This window comes from Pseudoalteromonas sp. S1610 (genome assembly GCF_005887465.1).
Classification (GTDB): Bacteria; Pseudomonadota; Gammaproteobacteria; order Enterobacterales; family Alteromonadaceae; genus Pseudoalteromonas; species Pseudoalteromonas undina.
This window is the reverse complement of sequence record NZ_PNDI01000004.1, coordinates 54914-74551: the sequence shown is the minus strand read 5'-3', so window position 1 is coordinate 74551 and position 19638 is coordinate 54914. Positions and strand designations below refer to the sequence as shown.

Annotated in this window: 13 protein-coding genes; 7 read left to right on the top strand and 6 right to left on the bottom strand. The window is 41.1% G+C overall.

Annotation, left to right across the window (positions count from 1 at the left end):
- Positions 1-10: 10 nt before the first annotated feature.
- Positions 11-1324, bottom strand: a complete 1314-nt coding sequence (locus CWB77_RS02790; RefSeq protein ID WP_138621296.1) for a Na+/H+ antiporter NhaC family protein — start codon at positions 1322-1324, stop codon at positions 11-13.
- A 308-nt stretch (positions 1325-1632) separates the two neighbouring features.
- Here CWB77_RS02790 and dapB point away from each other — a divergent pair, with 308 nt between their 5' ends.
- The 5 genes from dapB to CWB77_RS02765 all read left to right on the top strand — a co-directional run bounded on the left by dapB (position 1633) and on the right by CWB77_RS02765 (position 8919).
- A complete protein-coding gene (dapB, locus tag CWB77_RS02785; protein WP_138621266.1) occupies positions 1633-2430 on the top strand; it encodes a 4-hydroxy-tetrahydrodipicolinate reductase in 798 nt (265 codons plus the stop codon).
- Positions 2431-2792: 362 nt separating this feature from the next.
- On the top strand, positions 2793-3929 hold the full coding sequence (gene carA / locus CWB77_RS02780; RefSeq protein WP_008113125.1) for a glutamine-hydrolyzing carbamoyl-phosphate synthase small subunit: 1137 nt from the start codon (positions 2793-2795) through the stop codon (positions 3927-3929).
- 16 nt (positions 3930-3945) lie between these two features.
- Entirely contained in the window at positions 3946-7164 is a 3219-nt protein-coding gene (gene carB, locus CWB77_RS02775) for a carbamoyl-phosphate synthase large subunit (RefSeq protein ID WP_076922474.1), read from the top strand.
- A gap of 50 nt (positions 7165-7214) precedes the next feature.
- Positions 7215-7691 (top strand): transcription elongation factor GreA, encoded by a 477-nt coding sequence (gene greA / locus CWB77_RS02770; RefSeq protein ID WP_010388635.1) that lies wholly within the window; start codon positions 7215-7217, stop codon positions 7689-7691.
- A gap of 169 nt (positions 7692-7860) precedes the next feature.
- On the top strand, positions 7861-8919 hold the full coding sequence (locus CWB77_RS02765; protein ID WP_055012949.1) for a S66 family peptidase: 1059 nt from the start codon (positions 7861-7863) through the stop codon (positions 8917-8919).
- 45 nt (positions 8920-8964) lie between these two features.
- On the opposite strand, the gene CWB77_RS02760 is transcribed toward CWB77_RS02765, so the two are convergent.
- Entirely contained in the window at positions 8965-9621 is a 657-nt protein-coding gene (locus CWB77_RS02760) for a nitroreductase family protein (RefSeq protein ID WP_138621263.1), read from the bottom strand.
- A gap of 127 nt (positions 9622-9748) precedes the next feature.
- Here CWB77_RS02760 and CWB77_RS02755 point away from each other — a divergent pair, with 127 nt between their 5' ends.
- Positions 9749-10684 carry a LysR family transcriptional regulator gene (locus tag CWB77_RS02755; RefSeq protein ID WP_138621294.1) on the top strand — a complete coding sequence of 312 codons (936 nt, stop codon included), beginning with the start codon at positions 9749-9751 and terminating at the stop codon, positions 10682-10684.
- A 27-nt stretch (positions 10685-10711) separates the two neighbouring features.
- Here the strand turns inward: CWB77_RS02755 and CWB77_RS02750 are convergent, their stop codons facing one another.
- The 3 genes from CWB77_RS02750 to CWB77_RS02740 all read right to left on the bottom strand — a co-directional run bounded on the left by CWB77_RS02750 (position 10712) and on the right by CWB77_RS02740 (position 16694).
- Positions 10712-12166, bottom strand: a complete 1455-nt coding sequence (locus CWB77_RS02750; RefSeq protein WP_138621261.1) for a serine hydrolase — start codon at positions 12164-12166, stop codon at positions 10712-10714.
- A gap of 175 nt (positions 12167-12341) precedes the next feature.
- The gene (locus CWB77_RS02745; RefSeq protein WP_138621259.1) at positions 12342-15518 is read right to left on the bottom strand and encodes an efflux RND transporter permease subunit; all 3177 of its coding nucleotides are present in this window, start codon (positions 15516-15518) and stop codon (positions 12342-12344) included.
- A gap of 3 nt (positions 15519-15521) precedes the next feature.
- Positions 15522-16694 (bottom strand): efflux RND transporter periplasmic adaptor subunit, encoded by a 1173-nt coding sequence (locus CWB77_RS02740; protein ID WP_138621257.1) that lies wholly within the window; start codon positions 16692-16694, stop codon positions 15522-15524.
- 171 nt (positions 16695-16865) lie between these two features.
- Between CWB77_RS02740 and CWB77_RS02735 the strand changes: the two genes are divergently transcribed.
- A complete protein-coding gene (locus CWB77_RS02735; protein WP_041708812.1) occupies positions 16866-17129 on the top strand; it encodes a YkgJ family cysteine cluster protein in 264 nt (87 codons plus the stop codon).
- Positions 17130-17657: 528 nt separating this feature from the next.
- On the opposite strand, the gene CWB77_RS02730 is transcribed toward CWB77_RS02735, so the two are convergent.
- Positions 17658-19511, bottom strand: coding sequence for a TonB-dependent receptor plug domain-containing protein (locus tag CWB77_RS02730; protein ID WP_138621255.1), 1854 nt, complete (start codon positions 19509-19511; stop codon positions 17658-17660).
- Positions 19512-19638: the final 127 nt, after the last annotated feature.

Here is a 19638-nt window from a genome sequence, read left to right as displayed (position 1 = left end):
TAAAGAAGATTTAAGCTTTATTACGACGTAAACAAATAACCGCAATAGCGGTAAAAGCTAAAATAAAGCAGTAGTAAGATGAGGTTGATACTTCCCACGGGCTAATTTTAAATGTAGCACCAAGCAGAAGTGCTTGTGCGCCGTAAGGTAAAGACCCTTGGGTAACACAGGCAAAAATATCTAATAAACTGGCAGAACGTTTACCACTAATTTCGCCATCGTCAGCCAGCTTTTTAGCAATAGGGCCAGTCACAATAATAGACACTGTGTTGTTAGCAATACACATATTGCTGGTTAGCACTAATGCAGCTATCCCTAACTGATCCGCTACCTTGCGATGCCATTTTGCAATGACCTTAGTGATTGCTTGAATTTTTTGCGCGATGTAGTCAAGGCCGCCATTAATACGAATAAACTCAGAGAGGCCACCAATAAACATAGACAGTAAAAATATTTCCTGCATGTCGCTAAAACCTTGGTAAATATCTTTTACAAAGCTGGCGCCTTCATAGCTTCCGGTAAAGCCCATCAATGCGGCGAAAACAATACCGCTTAACAGTACTACAAATACATTAAAGCCCATTACTGCCAGTACTAAAATAAAGGCATAAGGAAGCACCAATAAAATATCGTAGTCTTTAGTTTCAACAACTTGCGCAGCTGGCGTCAAAAATAACAACAGTGCAATAGTAAGGATAGCGGCTGGAATCGCAATTTTAAGATTTTCTTTAAACTTATCTTTCATTTCACAGCCTTGCGTGCGGGTAGCTGCAATCGTAGTGTCTGAAATTATTGATAGGTTATCACCAAACATAGCGCCAGATACAATGGTACCGGCCATTAATGCGGGATCAATCCCTGTTTTCATTGATACTGCATAAGCAATTGGGCCAATAGCACCGATAGTTCCCATTGACGTGCCCATCGCAGTAGAGATAACCGCGGCAATTAAAAACAAACCAGGCAGAAGTAATGAAGGGGGAATAAGTGAGAGACCAGCATTAACAACCGCGTCAACGCCACCGGTTGCCCCTGCAACCGCAGAAAAAGCACCTGCTAATAAATAGATAAGACACATGGTAATAATATTGTTATTACCCACGCCTTTAATAAAGGTTTCTACACTTTGATTAATACTGGCTTTATTTAAAATAAAGGCTAAAACAATCGCAGGTAAAATAGCGACCGGTGCTGGGAGTTGATAAAATGCATAATCAACCCCTTGAGATTGCAAATATAAGCCTGAGCTTAAAAAAATAGCAACAAAGGTGAGTAGGGGGAGCAAAGAAAATCTTGCTTTATTTTTATCAAATGATGGCTGCATCATAATCCTCGTTAATTATTCATAGCAATCGAAATCGATTGATATATTAAACAGCCAAAGCATCCCTCTTTTAGCTGAATTTAGTTGTTTGTTTTACTATCTAACCAGATAAGTAACTCAACAGCGCCCGCAAGCCAAAGACCAAATCGGCGCAAAAAAGGAAGTTTAAGTGTATAGATGGCTAAATGCAAAGACTATCTGTTATTATTATTATTAAAATAATCGAAGCTTTTTTATAAGCTTTCCTGACTATTACATGAGTTTTAGATAAAATCTAGATAACTAAAAAATACATAGGTTGTAAAAAGATGAATCGAGTAGGTGTGTTTGGTGCGAATGGCCGTATGGGCCTGGCACTTTTAGAAGCAGCAACAATCAATAAAAATTCTCAATTAGCGGCGGCCTATGTACGCAGTGAGTCTGAGTTAGTCGGTCTATCGGTTAATCAACTTAATAGTGCAGCAGCTAAAGACATTCACTTTAGCAGTGAACAGCAGGTTGAAAATGTAGATGTGCTTATAGACTTTACCCTTCCACAAGGCATGAGAAATCACTTAAAAACAGCTGTTGCGCAAAAAACACCTATGGTAATTGGCACCACTGGCTTAACTCATGATGATATGGCTCTATTAACAGATGCCGCTAAACATATCCCGATCGTATTTGCGCGTAATTATAGCGTGGGCGTAAATTTACTGCTTAACTTAGTGCAAACAGCAGCGACAAAATTAGGCGATGATTTAGATATTGAAATTTTTGAAGCGCATCATCGCCATAAAATCGATGCGCCATCGGGTACAGCATTAGCTATTGGCGAGTCGATTGCACAGGCTAAGGGGTGGGATCATGATGAGGTTGCTGTTTATGATCGTAACAACATAGAGCAGGCCAAATCACAAGATGAAATTGGCTATTCGGTGCTAAGAGGCGGCGATATAGTAGGTGAACACACGGCCTACTTCGCTACAATGGGCGAAAGACTTGAATTAACCCATAAAGCAAGTTCTCGAATGACCTTCGCCCTAGGTGCTATAAGAGCTGCGCAGTGGTTGAAAAATAAACCAGCAGGACTTTATGATATGCAAGATGTGCTAGATTTAAAGTAGTTAAGTTCCTTTTTTAACGCTTTGAGGTGGTTTTTTGTTATAACCACTTATTTATTGCAATTTACTAATTAGCGTTAGACCTAAAAGCCAACTTCATGTAGAATGCAGCCAATTTGCCAAAAATTACTAAATGCGTGTTTCCAATTATACTCATATGGTTAGCAAAACCGGGGTTTGTGTGGGAATAAAAAGAGTTTTAGGCAAGAAAAATGAATGAAGGTTTAGTGGTTTGCATCGGCATCATTTAAGACTGCGTAAAACAATTTAAGCTCACAGAAATCAGGTTTTGACCAATTATTTGGGTATTGGCGGGGTGTTAAGCAATTTGTTTACTCCCGTTTTTTACTGTTAGGAGGTTTAACTTGACTAAATCCGCTCTGTTAGTCCTAGAAGACGGCACAGTGTTTCGCGGTACTGCAATCGGCGCTGACGGCATGTCAGTCGGTGAAGTAGTATTCAATACGTCTATGACTGGTTATCAAGAAATTTTGACTGATCCATCGTACGCGGAACAAATCGTAACTTTGACGTACCCACATATCGGTAATACGGGTACCAACAGCGAAGACGAAGAAGCGAGTCACATTTGGGCTAAAGGCCTAGTGATCCGTGATTTGCCACTGCTAGCAAGTAATTTTCGTAACGAGCAATCGTTAGATGATTACTTAAAAGAACGCAATATTTTAGGTATTGCGGACATCGACACCAGAAAACTAACCCGTATTTTGCGTGACAAAGGCGCACAAAATGGCTGTATTGTTGCTGGTGACGAACTAGACGAGAAAAAAGCGCTCGAAGCCGCGCAAGCCTTCCCAGGCTTAAAAGGTATGGATTTAGCAAAAGTTGTCTCAACCAAGGAAAATTTTGAGTGGCGCGAATCAAGCTGGACATTAGGCGAGGGGTTTAAAACCTTACACGCTGATGATGAAAAGTTTCATGTTGTTGCCTACGACTTCGGTGTTAAACGTAACATTTTACGTATGCTTGTTGATCGTGGTTGTAAACTGACCGTTGTCCCAGCACAAACCTCTGCCGCTGACGTACTAGCCTTAAACCCAGATGGTATTTTCTTATCAAACGGCCCTGGCGATCCTGAGCCATGTACTTATGCCATTGATGCAATTAAAACCTTTTTAGAAACCGACACGCCAATTTTTGGTATTTGTTTAGGGCATCAACTACTAGCACTTGCCTCAGGTGCTAAAACAGTAAAAATGAAGTTTGGCCACCATGGTGGTAACCACCCAGTTAAAGATCTTGACCGCGATGTTGTAATGATCACTGCACAAAACCACGGTTTTGCTGCAGATGAAGCCACATTACCAGATAACTTACGTGCTACGCACAAATCGTTATTTGACGGTACATTACAAGGTATTCACCGTACAGATAAACCAGCGTTTAGCTTCCAAGGTCATCCTGAAGCAAGTCCTGGTCCGCACGATGCAGCCCCATTATTTGACCACTTCATCGACTTGATGCAAGCGCGTAACCACTAATTTAACCGGAGTAATAATGCCAAAACGTACCGATATAAAAAGCATTCTTATCTTAGGCGCAGGCCCAATTGTAATTGGTCAAGCTTGTGAATTTGACTACTCTGGTGCTCAAGCGTGTAAAGCACTAAGAGAAGAAGGCTATAGAGTTATATTAGTTAACTCAAACCCAGCCACTATCATGACTGATCCAGAAATGGCCGATGCAACATACATCGAACCAATTCACTGGGAAGTGGTAGAAAAAATTATTGAAAAAGAAAAGCCAGATGCTGTACTGCCTACAATGGGTGGTCAAACGGCATTAAACTGTGCGCTTGATTTAGATAAGCACGGTGTATTGGCAAAGCATGGTGTTGAGCTTATTGGCGCAACAGCCGATGCAATCGATAAAGCAGAAAACCGTGAGCGTTTTGATGTTGCTATGCGTAACATCGGCCTTGAATGTCCACGTGCTGAAATTGCCCATTCAATGGATGAAGCTCGCGATACTATGAGCCGAATCGGCTTACCGTGTATTATTCGCCCTTCTTTCACAATGGGCGGCACCGGTGGCGGTGTGGCTTACAACATGGAAGAGTTTGAAGAAATTTGTGAGCGCGGTTTAGACCTTTCTCCAACCAGCGAGTTATTAATTGATGAATCGTTAATTGGTTGGAAAGAATACGAAATGGAAGTTGTTCGTGACAAAAAAGACAACTGCATCATCGTTTGTTCTATTGAAAACTTTGACCCAATGGGTGTGCACACAGGTGACTCAATCACGGTTGCACCAGCACAAACATTAACCGACAAAGAATACCAAATTATGCGTAATGCCTCTATGGCCGTATTGCGTGAAATTGGTGTTGAAACCGGCGGTTCAAACGTACAATTTGGTGTAAATCCAGTTGATGGCCGTATGGTTATCATCGAGATGAACCCGCGTGTATCACGTTCATCAGCGCTTGCATCTAAAGCAACAGGCTTCCCGATTGCTAAAATCGCAGCTAAGCTTGCTGTAGGTTACACGTTAGACGAGTTACAGAATGATATTACTGGCGGTAAAACACCAGCATCGTTTGAGCCTTCAATCGATTACGTTGTAACAAAAATTCCTCGCTTTAACTTTGAAAAATTTGCCGGTGCAAACGACCGTTTAACAACGCAAATGAAATCAGTGGGCGAAGTAATGGCGATTGGTCGTAACCAACAAGAGTCATTGCAAAAAGCATTACGTGGTTTAGAAGTAGGCGCAACGGGCTTTAACCCAATTGTGGCGCTTGACGACCCGAAAGCAAAAGAAAAAATCATTCGTGAATTACGTGAGCCTGGTGCAGAGCGTATTTGGTACATTGCCGATGCGATGCGCCATGGAATGAGCGTTGAAGATGTGTTCGAACTGACTAAGATTGACCCTTGGTACTTAGTACAAATTGAAGACATCCTAAAAGATGAAGCTAAAATTTCAGAAGTCGGTATGGCCGGCTTAAATGCAGACTTCTTGCGTAAACTTAAACGCAAAGGCTTTGCAGATCCGCGTATTGCAGAAATTGCCGGTGTGTCAGAAGCTGAAATCCGTAAAAAGCGTCATCAACTCAATATTGTACCTGTGTACAAACGCGTTGATACGTGCGCTGCCGAATTTAGCTCAGATACAGCTTACATGTACTCATCTTACGATGAAGAATGTGAAGCGAATGCATCTGACCGTGATAAAATCATGGTGATTGGTGGCGGTCCTAACCGTATCGGCCAAGGTATTGAATTTGACTACTGTTGTGTTCATGCTGCGCTTGCGCTTCGTGAAGACGGTTACGAAACTATTATGGTTAACTGTAACCCTGAAACGGTATCTACCGATTACGATACGTCAGACCGTTTATACTTCGAACCAATTACCCTAGAAGACGTGCTTGAAATTGTACGTGTTGAAAAGCCAAAAGGCGTTATCGTGCAGTACGGTGGTCAAACACCACTTAAACTAGCGCGCGAGCTTGAAGCTAACGGCGTGCCTGTAATTGGTACTTCACCTGATGCAATTGACCGTGCAGAAGACCGTGAGCGTTTCCAACAACTTGTTGAGCGTTTAGACTTACTGCAGCCAGAAAATGCGACGGTTACCTCTACTGAAGAAGCACTACTTAAATCAGTTGAAATTGGTTTCCCACTGGTAGTACGTCCTTCGTACGTATTAGGTGGTCGTGCGATGGAAATTGTATACGATGAGCAAGACTTACGTCGTTACATGACCGAAGCCGTATCTGCATCAAATGAAGCACCAGTATTACTAGACCGTTTCTTAGATAACGCGATAGAAGTTGACGTTGACGCAATTTGCGACGGCGAGCAAGTGATTATTGGCGGCATCATGGAGCATATTGAACAAGCAGGCGTTCACTCTGGTGACTCAGCATGTTCATTACCAGCTCACTCGCTAACGCAAGAAGTGCAAGATGTGATGCGTAAGCAAGTAACTGATATGGCACTTGAACTTGGCGTAGTTGGTTTGATGAATACGCAGTTTGCGGTTAAAGATGGCAAAGTGTATCTAATCGAAGTAAACCCACGTGCAGCACGTACAGTTCCATTTGTATCTAAAGCAACGGGTGTAGCACTTGCAAAAGTAGCGGCGCGTTGTATGGCGGGTCAATCTTTAGCAAGCCAAGGCATTACTAAAGAAGTGATTCCACCTTACTACAGCGTAAAAGAAGTGGTATTGCCATTTGCTAAGTTCCAAGGTGTGGATCCTATCCGTGGACCTGAAATGCGCTCAACGGGTGAAGTAATGGGTGTTGGTGATACTTTCGCCGAAGCGTTTGCAAAAGCACAATTAGGTGCAAGCAACACTTTACCACGTGGTGGTCGCGCGTTACTATCTGTACGTAATAGCGATAAGCCACGTATTGTAGAACTAGCAAAAACTATGACAGACCTTGGTTTTGAGCTAGACGCAACAGGTGGGACAGCTGCTGCACTTGAAGATGCTGGAATTACGGTTCGCCGTGTAAATAAAGTATACGAAGGTCGTCCGCACATTCTTGATAGAATCAAAAATGGCGAGTATAGCTATATCGTTAATACCACCGAAGGTCGCCAAGCGATTGAAGATTCGAAGGTGTTACGTCGTGGTGCATTGCAGCACAAAACCAATTATACTACGACATTGAATGCGGCATTTGCTAACTGTACTGCTAACCAAGCAGATGACCGCAGTAAAGTGACGTCTGTTCAAGAACTACACCTGCGATTGAACTAAGGAAATGTGCCAAGGCCATAACCATGGCCTTGGGATTAAGTGAGAAAAGTATGCAATCAATTCCAATGACAGTTCGTGGCGCAAAATTATTGCGCGATGAGCTTAACGAATTAAAAACTGTTACCCGTCCAAAAATTGTATCTGATATTGCTGATGCACGTGAACACGGTGACTTAAAAGAAAATGCTGAGTATCACGCTGCGCGTGAGCAACAGGGTTTTTGTGAAGGCCGTATTCAAGAAATTGAAGCAAAACTTTCAAACATGCAGATGATTGACGTAACAAAGATGCCTAATACAGGTAAAGTGATTTTTGGTACTACAGTAACCATCGTTAATGTTGAAACCGACGCTGAAGTTAAATATCAGATTGTTGGCGATGATGAAGCAGATATTAAAAGTAATTTAATTTCTGTTAATTCACCAATTGCTCGCGGCTTAATTGGTAAACAAGCGGATGACGCTGTGATTATCAAAACGCCAAAAGGTGATGTAGAGTACGAAATCATTGAGGTTGAGTATATTTAATTAGTTAACTCACTTTAACGTTTTATAAAAACCAGTGCTTAGTAATAAGCACTGGTTTTTTTATGCTTGATTTTTATATTTGGTTTAGAATCGGTTGAATATTATTCATTGTTTGTAAATGTAGGCTATGTTGTTATGGTAGTAACCTATTCTTCAATAAGGAAATAATATGGCAAATATACTGTATCCGGCACCTTTAACAGTGGGATCTAAAATCGCCGTGTGTTCTTTATCAGCGGGGATCAAATCAAAATACCATCCACGGTTAGATATTGTCATTAATGGCTTAAAACATCGAGGTTATCAGATTGTTGAGGGGGAGTTTTTACGTCAAAACGAGCCGCGAACTCAACTTACAGCTAAGCAGCATGCCAAGCAATTAATGGACTTTTTATTAGATGATGAAATAGATGCGATCATGCCGCCAATGGGCGGAGAGCTGGCAATGGAAATATTGCCGTTACTTGATTTTAGCGCAATTAAAAACGCTAAACCTAAATGGTTAGTGGGCTATTCAGATGTCAGTACGATTGCTTGTGCACTGACAGCAAAATGTAATTGGGCAACACTGCATAGTGCTAATTTAATTCAATTACACCCTGATGAAAAAGACCCGTATTGTTTACAAATTTTTGAAAGCCTAAGCTATGAGGCTAGCAGTGAGTTTGAGCAAGCCCCCTCGACTAACCATCAACATAGCAAGCCTGATTACGCACAAAACCCGAATGCATTATTTGATCACAGCGTTCCCACACAATGGCAATGTTTAAATTACACCGATAAGCGCAGTATTGAAATGTCAGGGCGGTTGTTTGGTGGGTGTCTTGATACGGTTGGGCTGTTGCTTGATTCGCCTTTTTTAGCACTGCATGAGTTTAAAAAGCATAATGCCTCGCAAGGTATTGTGCTTTATTTAGAAAGCGCAGAGCTCACGCCAGCGACCGTTGCAAGGTTTTTATTGTCACTTAAATTAGCGGGCATGTTTGATGATATAAACGGGGTGATTATTGGTCGTCATGTGACCTTACAAGGGCAAGATCCAGGGTTTGATTATCGCCAAGGCTTAAATGCCGCTTTTGGTGGGTGTTTATTTCCGGTGATCATAGATGCCGATATTGGCCACATTCCTCCTAATTTAAACTTAGTTAATGGTGCATTATGCACTGTTACCGCAGATGTTGAACAAGGCAAAGTGCTCAGTGCATCTGTGGTCACAAAACTAGCCTAGTAATAATAAACTGCTCACTTACTATTTAAAGTGAGCAGTTATGACTTATAAAACCTGAATAATTTGTTCTTTGCTTAAACGTGATTTTGGCAGCTTAGCATTGTAGTCTTCTTCAGCGTCATGGTAGCCCAGCGCAAGTGCGACATCACAGATGTAGCCGTCTAATTCGCTTGCGAACTCCTCACCAATCAGTTGTGCATCAACGCCTTCCATCGGGGTGGTATCAATTCCTAAGCGTGCTGCTGCATGCATAGTATTGCCTAAAGCAATGTAGGTTTGTGCTTTAGTCCAGGCGGCATTATTACCCTGCTCATCGGTATTTAAATCCACAAACGCAAAGGCGCCAAAAGCTTGCTCGCGGTTTTCTGTTTGAGTTCGGCCATTTTTTACATCAGCATCAATTACTTGGCCATAGTTTTCACGGGTATATTGCGGATTATGAGCGAATAAAATAATGTGTGATGCCGCTTTAATGTGTGGCTGATTAAATTGAAACTTATTAGCAAAGGTACTGTGCATACGCTCTTTTGCGGCATCAGATTCAATCACAATAAATTTCCAAGGCTGTGAATTAATTGACGAAGGAGAAAGACGCATAGCACTATACAATACCACTAAATCGTCTTGAGAAATGCGCTTTGTAGCATCATAACGTTTAGCGGTGTGGCGGCTTTCAAGATCGCGAATAATAGGGTGAGTCATAGTCTCTCCATAATAAAAAAGGGCTGATAAATAGTGTTCATTGAGTGTATGAACAGCATAATACAATTTGCTTTATTTAAAATAAACAGCATAATTATTGAATCATTATCAAATAAATTTAGATAATATGCAGATTGATGATTTAAAGCTGATATTAAAAGTCGCTGAATTTAAAAGTATTACTTTAGCTGCTGCCAAACTTGATATGCGTACAGCAACGGCAAGTGCTGCTATCAAACGTGTTGAAGCCGCCTTAGGCGTTGACCTATTTGTACGTACAACACGCCATCTAAGGCTTTCAGTTGCTGGAGAGCGATATATACCACAATGCGAGCAAGCTTTAGCTGTGCTTGAAAACGCTCGGCAAAACTTAAAAGGGGAGCATGATGAAATCGAAGGTGAACTGAGAGTCGCGTTATCGTCTGACTTAGGTCGCAACTTAGTGATCCCTTGGATTGATGAAATCATGGATAAGTACCCAAGTGTGAGCTTGCGTACGCACATTAGCGATAGCAATATCGATTTTTTTCGTGACTCGGTTGATATAGCACTACGTTATGGCTCACCGAGTGACGCTAATGTGTATGGGTTTAAAATTTGTAATGTGCCTCGTTTACTGTGCGCTACAAAAGACTATGTACAACAATTTGGCAGCCCACAGCACCCTGATGATTTAGCGCAGCATCACGGATTATTTTACCAGCTGCAAGATATTATAAATAATGTGTGGGAGTTTACCGATGGCCAAAAAAAATACAAAGTAAAAATGCAGGGCAGACGTGCCTCAAATGATGGCGATTTAGTCAGGCGTTGGTGTGTTGCAGGTAAAGGTTTAGCGGTTAAATCAGCGTTAGATATTGCAGATGATTTGCTAAATGATCACGTGATCACGCTGATGCCTGGTTATCAACACACCTGTGGTGAACTTTGGTTAATATGCCCAAGCCGCCAATCCATTACGCCAGCAGTGAGATTGCTAAGAGATGTGTGCAGAGAAAAAGCTACTCGTTTGTTACAACAGTTAGTTGATAAAGGTGTTTTAGCAAAAAGTGCACTTGAATGATGTTTTTCCAGCCAAGTGCATGTTGATTTAAAGTTTGCTGCTGAGTGTTTTAATTGCCTGGGATGCATTTTCACTCGTAGGGTCGAGCTCTAAAGTTTGTCGATAAAACTCAAGTGACTTTGCAATGTTACCATCAGCTAAATATGCTTCCGCTAAACTGTCGTGGGCATTCGCAGAGTCTGGATTTGTTTGCACATTGAGTTTAAATACAGCAATGGCTTCTTTTATCATCTTCATTTCGAGTAGTTCATAGCCAAAATAATTAATTGAGCGCTCGCGAGGAGTATCGCCACTAGAGACCAATTCTGCGTATTTCTTATTTAACTCACTAATGCCACCACTTTTTATTGCCTGAAACAACATGCTATCAACATTTTCGGTTGCTACCTCGTAAGATTTACCATAAACAATATTGGTTAAGCCTTTCGTCATAGGTGTGAGCGGAGCTCCGCCAGTGTTATTTAAAATCACGATAAGTAGCTGATCTTCCAATATACGACTAATAAATGCATTAAATCCATCTATACCTCCACCATGTTGTACTTGTGTTAGTGGTTTGCCATATTTATAACCACTTAATTGATTAACTTCCCAGCCAAATGCGTAATTACGCTGCTGCGTTACGGTATACATTTGCTTTTTTAGCTCTTCATTTATTAGCTTATTTGTATAAAGTGCTTGGTCCCATTTTACGAGATCGCGGGCGGTTGAATAGAGAGACCCCGCGGCATAGGGAATAGACATATCTAGATAATCGGCTTTAGTGTAACCGTCTAAGTTATTGTTATAACCAGATGCACGTTGCTTGAGCAGCTTTTCATGAGAGTCATAACCGCTGTTGTGCATATTCAGCGGGGTAAAAATGTTCTGCTGCAGTACGTCTTGGTATGTTTGTTGAGTGACCTTTTCAATCACGGCACCTAAAATAAAGTAGCCTGAATTGCTGTAGCGAAATTGTGTACCGGGCTCAAATAATAAATCATCACTACATAACAGCGTTATAAACTCATCAACGCTGTAAGGGTTGCGGCTGTAATCATCTCTAAATGCTTTTGCATGAGTATAATTACTTAGGCCTGAAGTATGGTTAAGGATTTGGCGAATGGTAATTTTATCGCCAATATCTTTACGATAGCCGGGTAGGTAAGTGCTTAAAGGGGCATCGAGCTGTATTTTGTTTTGTTGAACCAATTGTAGAATGAGTAGGGCTGTAAATTGCTTTGTAATAGAGCCTATTCGAAACTTGGTCTGTGATGTGTTTTTAATATCCCATTCAAAGTTTGCGTAACCATAGCTTTTTTCAAAAATAACTTCGCCGTGTTTGGCAACTAACACGTTACCATTAAATTGTTTTAACTCATGAAAGCCTTGTATGAAAGAGTCAATTTCTGTGGCTTTATTAGCGGCTAAGCTTATTGTAGATATAAAAAGTACACTCATAGCTAATAATTGAGTTAGCCAAACTCTAGTCTTGTGACTCATAATTTTCCTTAATTATTATTGTTTGTTTTAAAATCAATTTTTAGCGTGGTTAGTATGAAAAGTAAACTTATTTCGTGTTGCACTTTTGTGTTCAGCTTGTTTATTTTTTTATTTTTTGCAATAAAAAGCCCGAGTTGTAAATAGCTCGGGCTTGTTGGTTGGGATAACAAATTTATTAGTGAGAAGGGGTGGTTTTATCTTCCATTATGGTATTACTCAGTTTCGTATCCGAAGTCGACTCTTTACCTCGGAATTTACGTATCACTCGTTTCAAATCTTCAAGCGCAACGTACTGACACGGTATAAGAATAAGCGTAATTACTGTGGCAAACAGCACACCAAAGGCGAGTGATACGGCCATAGGTATTACAATTTTTGCTTGTAAACTGGTTTCCATAATAATGGGCATTACGCCAATAAAAGTAGTAACAGAGGTTAGTAATATCGCTCTAAAGCGACGCGCTCCGGCTTGCATTACCGCTTCTTTTATTGCCACACCTTCTGCACGGGCTTTGTTTACAAAATCCACCATAACAAGTGAATCATTAACCACTATACCGGCTACAGCGATAATGCCGAACATTGATAATCCGCTCATGGTCATACCTAAAGCCATATGACCGAACATAGCACCCACAACACCAAATGGGATCACCGACATAATAATCAGTGGCTGAGAATATGAGCGAAGCGGGATGGCCAGTAGCGCAAAAATAATCATTAATGAGATTGCAAAATCACGTAGTTGTTCATTCGCACTTTCCATCTCTTCTTGAATACGCCCAGCCACATTACTTTTTACACCAGGGTAGTTTTTAAGAAGTGCAGGTAAGTAAACATCACGAATTTCTTGTGCAATGGCAAATGGCTCTACTTCGTCGCTATTGACCGCAGCCCATACATTAACAGTACGATTTGAGTTTTCACGTCTGATACTGCTTACGCCGTCAACTAGCTTGACTATAGCTATTTCACTCAAAGAAACTTCAGCGCCCGCAGGAGTGATAATACGCGTATCTTGAATGTTGCTAATAGAGTTGCGCTCGCTTTGCGGGTAGCGAATCATTACTTTGATTTCTTCACCTTCACGTAAAATACGCTGTGCTTCAAGGCCGTAATAACTAAAACTAACTTGAGAAGCCACATCAGCAAGGGTTAAGCCCATACTGTAAGCAAGTGGTTTTAAATCAAGTTGTACTTCGTCGGTGGCACTTTGCAGTGAGTCATTTACATCACCCACGCCTTCCATACTTTGTAACTTAGCTTTTAGTTTGCTAGATACTTCTTTTAACTCGTCGGCATTTTTTCCTTCGAGTCTAAAGCTAACGTCGCCATCATCACGACCACCACCAAAAATACTATCTTGAATAGTGAGTGTTTTAAGCCCCGGTAGCGGTGGCATTTTTTCACGCCACATAGTGCTTAGCTCAAAGGTATCGATTGGGCGTAAGTGAGGCTCTACTAAAATGGCCATAATACTCGCATTAGTACGACCACGCAGACTAACAGACAAGTCACGGATCATAGATTGGCCATACTGCTGCTCTAGTTCTTTGTCGACGCTCAGTAATACATTTTCTATTTTACGCGCTGTTTCAAGCGTGGCTTGCTCAGAAGAGGCAAGGTTCATTTCTAGCGATATACGCGGAAAATCATGCGGAATTTTAGGGTTTGGTACAAATTTAACCATTCCACCGGCAAAGAGTCCTGCACTGATAATTAAAATACATAAAAAGCCAATAATCACGGTATAGCGATAATGGATACAACGACCGATAAATGGAGTGTAATAATGTTCAACAAAATGCTTTAAGCCACTATCAACTGCATTACGTAATTTATGTAATGGGTTTTTAGGATTAGGCTTACGCGGGTTCATTGCTGCGATGTGTGCAGGTAAAATTAGTTTTGATTCAATCAGTGAAAAAATTAAGCATAAAATAATCACTACACCAATTGCTTTCGAAAACGCAGCGCTCGGCCCTGAAGCCATTGCTTGAGGTAAAAATGCAGCAATAGTGGTAAGTACACCAAAGGTCGCTGGCATGGCAACACGTTTTACACCACGAATAACGTTGTTAAGTGAGTGCCCATGTTTTTCAATTTCAGCACTGGCCGACTCACCTACAACAATGGCATCATCAACCACAATCCCCAAAACAATAATAAAGGCAAACAAAGACACCATATTAATAGTAATGTCCAAAAAGCCGATAGGCATAAATAAGAATGCCCCTAAGAAAGACACTGGGAGGCCCATCATTACCCAAAACGCTAACCTAAGTGGTAAAAACAGCGCTAATACCAGCATAACTAAAATACCGCCCCACACCATATTGTCGACCATCATGTCGAGGCGACCTTCAAGGTAGTAGGTTAAATCAACGATGGGTGATAACTTAACGCCTGCAGGAAGTTGATCGGCTTTGTCTGCTAGGTACTTTTTAAGGACTTTAGCAACAACGGTAATGTCTTGATCTTTTGAGGCATCAATTTCAAACGACAGTGAATTTTTGCCATTGTATTTAGAATATAGCAAGCCTTCTTCAAAGCCATCATTAATGGTGGCTACATCGCCTAATTTAATTTGAGCACCGTCTGGTAATGTAATTAGCGGTAACTTTTCAAATTCACCGCCACGATAGGCTTGCTTTTCGACACGCATCGAAATGTAGCCAGTATCAGAGCGAATTTGCCCCGCCGACATATTAGTAGAAAAGCTTTGTACCGCATTAGATACATCTCTAAACGTGAGTCCGTATTCGCGAAGTTTATCAGGGCTAATTTCAATACCAATTTCGTAGTCTAAGCCACTGTAAAAATCAACTAGGTTTACATGAGGAAGGTTTTGCAATTCATCTTTAATATCATTGCCAAGTTCTTTTAACTGGTAATAACTCATATCACCATAAAGCGCGAGTATCATTACTTCTTGTTGAAATTTTTCACGCTGAACAACAGGGCGTTCCATACCTGCAGGAAACGTATTAATTGAATCTACTTGCGCTTTTATTTCATCTAGCGCTTCTTTGGCGTCATATTTTTCTTCAATCTCAACCCAGGCTTGTGCATAGCCTCGATTAGAGTAAGTGATTAGACGTTTAATACCTTCGGTACCTTCAAGGTTTTCTTCAATTTTTATAGTAATGCCTTCTTCCACTTCTTGTGGTGCGGCACCAGGATAAATAGCTTGTATACTTACCCAGTTACTCTCAAATTGAGGGAATGCTTGCTTACGAATTGTCAGCGCGGTTAATAACCCACCAATCAAGACAAAAATCATGATTAGGTTAGCTGCAACGGGGTTACGCGCAAACCACGCAATTAACCCTTTTTCATCAGTTGTGGTCATCGTTTACTCTCCCTTTAATGCAAGTTGAGTAACGTCTGGTTTGGTCACAGTGTCTTCAATTTTTACTGCCATTCCTTCGGTAGGGTATTCTAGAGCAGAAGTTATCAGTTGCTCTCCCTCTGCTAAGCCTTGATTTGCGATGACCATGCCATCTTGTTCGCGAATAATATTGAGTGTTTTAAATGATAGAGTTAAATCATCGTTTAATACTGCAATTTTATTATTTTTAACCAGATGATGAGGAACAACAATAGCGCCATTAACGGCGCGGCCTTCAATTGTAGCGTTAATGTATGAGCCAAAACGAAGTGGCTGAACCCCTTCATACGGGGTTTGAAGCTGAGCAACCAAATAGCTCATACGGCTTTTCTGATCAATCACACCTTCACTTCGTACCACTTTAGCCTGCCATGTGGTTTCTTTCCCTGCATATTGCGCATTAAATTCAACTGTTGCACCTATGCCACTATTATTAAGGTATTGCAGCTCTTTATCGGCAACAGGTAAACGCACCTCGGCGACCTCAGTTGAACTAAGAGAGCCAAAGCTATTACCAGGATTAACTACCGAGCCTAAACTAATGCTGCGCTCGTTTATAATCGCATCGTAGGGAGCTTTAATATATGTGCGTTCTAAATTACGTTTAGCACGTTTTACACTTGCTTGTGCTGAGCGATATCGCGCCATTTTTTCAGCTAATTGCGGTTTACGTAAATACAGTGCTGATGCGGTGATATCACTTGAGTCTGCCTTAATGCGTTCCCATTCGGCTTTAGCAACATGCGCTTGTGCGCGTTCAATCTCAAGCGCTGAACTTGCTTGAGCAAGGCCTGCTTCTGCTTCAATTAAATCAGCTTCGTAATCATTTGGATCAATTCGTGCTAAAATGTCGCCTTGCTTTACAAAGGCACCTTCAACAAATTGTCCTGCAACTGAAATAACTTGGCCACTCACCTGAGCAATCAATTCGGTGCGGTCTTTTGGTTGTACAATACCGTACGACTTTACATCGAGGGTAATTGCATCAAGGTGAATTGGTTTTGCTGCAACCAAAGGACGCATGTCTTGGGGGGGCTTTTCTTCAGGTGGCTTTTTCATTGCAGAAAAGCCTGCTGCGAGGCCAATGCCACCAACAAGGACCGCGATCGGAAGTATTATTTGTTTTTTAGTCGCCACAGGGCATTCCTTCATAAATTGTGCTGATGGACTAATGATACGCAATAAAATGTTTACAGTGTATTTGAAGATGTAACAAGTCATTGCACAAGGCGGTTACAAATAGAACGAAATACGCTATTTATGTACAAAGCAGCAACAAAAAAATTGAAATTTATTACTGAGGTTAGAATGAAAACACAATCAATGGCGTGCCGTTTAGGCTGTGGAGCATGTTGTATTGCGCCGAGTATTAGCTCGCCAATTCCAGGTATGCCAAACGGTAAAAAGGCCGGAGAACGTTGTATTCAGCTGGATGAACGAAATTTATGTAAGCTATTTGGTGATGAGTCGCGCCCAAAAGTGTGCAGTGACTTTAGTGCCACGTTAGATGTATGCGGGACGACTAATGAACAAGCATTAACATTAATTACTGAATTAGAGCAATTAACCTAATTTATTGTATTAAATACACATATATTTACAATTAATACGCTTGAAAAGTGTTGATAACCTGAACTCCGGATAATAAATCCATCTCAAGCAGCTATTTTCAGCGCTAACTGCGTTGAATTTACTTGCAATAGGCTAGCTATTGACGCGTAATTTCGCCTTGTTTTCACTAAAAATCTCTAGCTTGAGAAAATAAACATAAATATCATTTTGATTCAATATGTTAGTAAATCTCTTAACCAGAGTTCAGGTTAGATACTTACTTTGTGTTTCTAAAAGTAGTACTGAGAGAGTGCAATTAAGTATCTACTAAGCATTGTCGCTAGTGTTACCTCATTTACTTCTCATTCACTTCTCTTTGCTCATACTATTTCAATTATGCATGTACACAGAGGAGGGGATTCTGCGCTTTTAGAATAGTTAGGGAGGGCTGAGAAATGAGGTTTCTGATTCAGCTTTCTACTAGTCTGTTTCTTATTTTAATTAAAAAAACAAGCTCAGCGTGGAGTAAGCCCTCGCTGAGCGATAAAGTTACCAGCTATACGTGGCACTTAGTGTATATTGCTCGCCACGACCTGGCGTACCTGGAATTTCTTCAAACGACTCATCCCATAAGTTATCAGCCGCAAGACTAATAAAGAAGTTAGGCACAGCTGGTGGAGTTATTTTTAACGTCAGCTGAGTAAATAACGCCTCGTCACCTGAACGGCGTAGCGCATTTCTATGCTGTTTACGCCATTCATTATCTACTCGAAATTCTAATACATTCGTCGGGTTCCAAATCGCACCGAGTGTTACACGATGATCAGGAAAGTTTAAGGCATAAAAGCTAGCATCAATATTTTCAGCGCCGTAGGTTTCTGTTTTATGTAAGTACGCATAGCTGGCAATAATTTCTGCGTTATCAAATTGCTTAGTGGCTAAAAATTCAAGGCCTGTGGTATCAATATCAACCGGCTGTGCAAATCGTGCTGAGCTTGAATCAAAGTTAAATGTCCAATCGGTTAGGTTGTTATCTTTACGATAAAAAAGCGCTGAATTAAGTTGCCAGCTTTGTTGCTCAAGCAATAAGCCCAGCTCTAAACTTTTGGTGGTTTCACGCTCAAGGTTAGCGTTACTTCTAAACAAACCACCTGACTCACTGCCACCAATGGCGGTGTAGCCTGCTACTTGGCTTGCTTCGGCATACGACAAGTACAGCGTACGCTCAGTGCCATCGTTATTTTGGGTATTGAAACTAACATCACCAATCAATGATAGCTCAGAGTCATCACGACTAGTGTTATCAAACGCAGCCCCTAAACGCACGGTTAGTTGCTGGTTGCTTGCTAGTGTTGTTGTGTATTCAGGCAATACACTAAGCTTAAAGTAGTTACGTGAAGTAAAGTTATTTTCAAGGGTGGTGGAGTCAATACTGTCTTCTATATATTGCGCCGAGTAATTAACCGCAACTGACTTTGTTTGCTCATGACGACCCGAAACAGCCAATGATTTTACTTGTGTTTCATGAAATGCTTGGAACGCGCTTGGGTTTTCTCTTGAATAAACATAATGGTCGTTATGCTTGCGGTAATAAGCCGATACTTCAAATTCACTGTTGGTAGCATAGGCTTGTTTATGGTTAAGCATCCATAATTGAGTTTCTAAGTCTTCGGTTTCATTGACACCAAATGGGGTATAAAGGTTTGGCCAACCAAAAAACTTTTCTTGTAAGCCGTAAAATAAATCAGTTTGTGAATCGCTCCCAGTTAACTGCACTCTGCCAGAAGTACGGGTAAAGTCATGATCGCCAAAATCAATTGAACCATCACTTTGTGAGTGCGAATATTCACCTTCAAAACCAATACGCCAATTAGCGTTTGCTTCAAGTGGAGTACTGACACCTGCATGAATTGTTTGTAAGTTAAAGTCATTTGAGCCTGCGCCCAAAGAGACACTGCCACCGGTTGTTATTGGTTTCCAAGCAAACGACACAGTACCTACGGAGCTATTCATGCCATAAAGTGCATTATCGGCTCCGGTTAATACGCTGGCACCCGTTAGCATTTGTGGTGCAATAGGAATTTCTGCAAAGTAGTGACCAGACTGCGGGTCGAGTAGAGTTGCACTGCCGACTCTAAAGCCGGTATTTTCAAAAATACCACCGCGTATCGTTACATCAGCTTGTGCTTCAGCCATATTGCGTGATTGCAAGTCAACACGCGGGTCGTACTCTAAATTTGAAATAGGTGAATCAAATGTACCAACGGGTAAGGTATTGGCAGTGGGTGACGCCTCAATTGTTATTTGTTCTATGGTTGCTGTTTCTTTACTCTGTTCTGCATAAGCAACAGTCGAAATACTGGCTAGTACAGCCGGTATAATAAGGTGCGGGGCACGATTCATATCATTATTCTCATTTTATGCAATGGCGCTAACAATTAAATACCTATCACTTTTTATCACATGATAAGGTAAGCTCACTAAGCTAGGGTGATTTTGGGCGCTATTGTACATTAATGATAAAAAACTG

Excerpts from the sequence above, each read along its gene's own strand:
- dapB (WP_138621266.1), top strand. The coding sequence starts at position 1,633 with ATGAATCGAGTAGGTGTGTTTGGTGCGAATGGCCGTATGGGCCTGGCA.
- CWB77_RS02755 (WP_138621294.1), top strand. The coding sequence starts at position 9,749 with ATGCAGATTGATGATTTAAAGCTGATATTAAAAGTCGCTGAATTTAAA.
- greA (WP_010388635.1), top strand. The coding sequence starts at position 7,215 with ATGCAATCAATTCCAATGACAGTTCGTGGCGCAAAATTATTGCGCGAT.
- CWB77_RS02735 (WP_041708812.1), top strand. The coding sequence starts at position 16,866 with ATGAAAACACAATCAATGGCGTGCCGTTTAGGCTGTGGAGCATGTTGT.
- carB (WP_076922474.1), top strand. The coding sequence starts at position 3,946 with ATGCCAAAACGTACCGATATAAAAAGCATTCTTATCTTAGGCGCAGGC.
- CWB77_RS02760 (WP_138621263.1), bottom strand. The coding sequence starts at position 9,621 with ATGACTCACCCTATTATTCGCGATCTTGAAAGCCGCCACACCGCTAAA.
- CWB77_RS02790 (WP_138621296.1), bottom strand. The coding sequence starts at position 1,324 with ATGCAGCCATCATTTGATAAAAATAAAGCAAGATTTTCTTTGCTCCCC.
- CWB77_RS02730 (WP_138621255.1), bottom strand. The coding sequence starts at position 19,511 with ATGAATCGTGCCCCGCACCTTATTATACCGGCTGTACTAGCCAGTATT.
- CWB77_RS02745 (WP_138621259.1), bottom strand. The coding sequence starts at position 15,518 with ATGACCACAACTGATGAAAAAGGGTTAATTGCGTGGTTTGCGCGTAAC.
- CWB77_RS02750 (WP_138621261.1), bottom strand. The coding sequence starts at position 12,166 with ATGAGTCACAAGACTAGAGTTTGGCTAACTCAATTATTAGCTATGAGT.
- CWB77_RS02765 (WP_055012949.1), top strand. The coding sequence starts at position 7,861 with ATGGCAAATATACTGTATCCGGCACCTTTAACAGTGGGATCTAAAATC.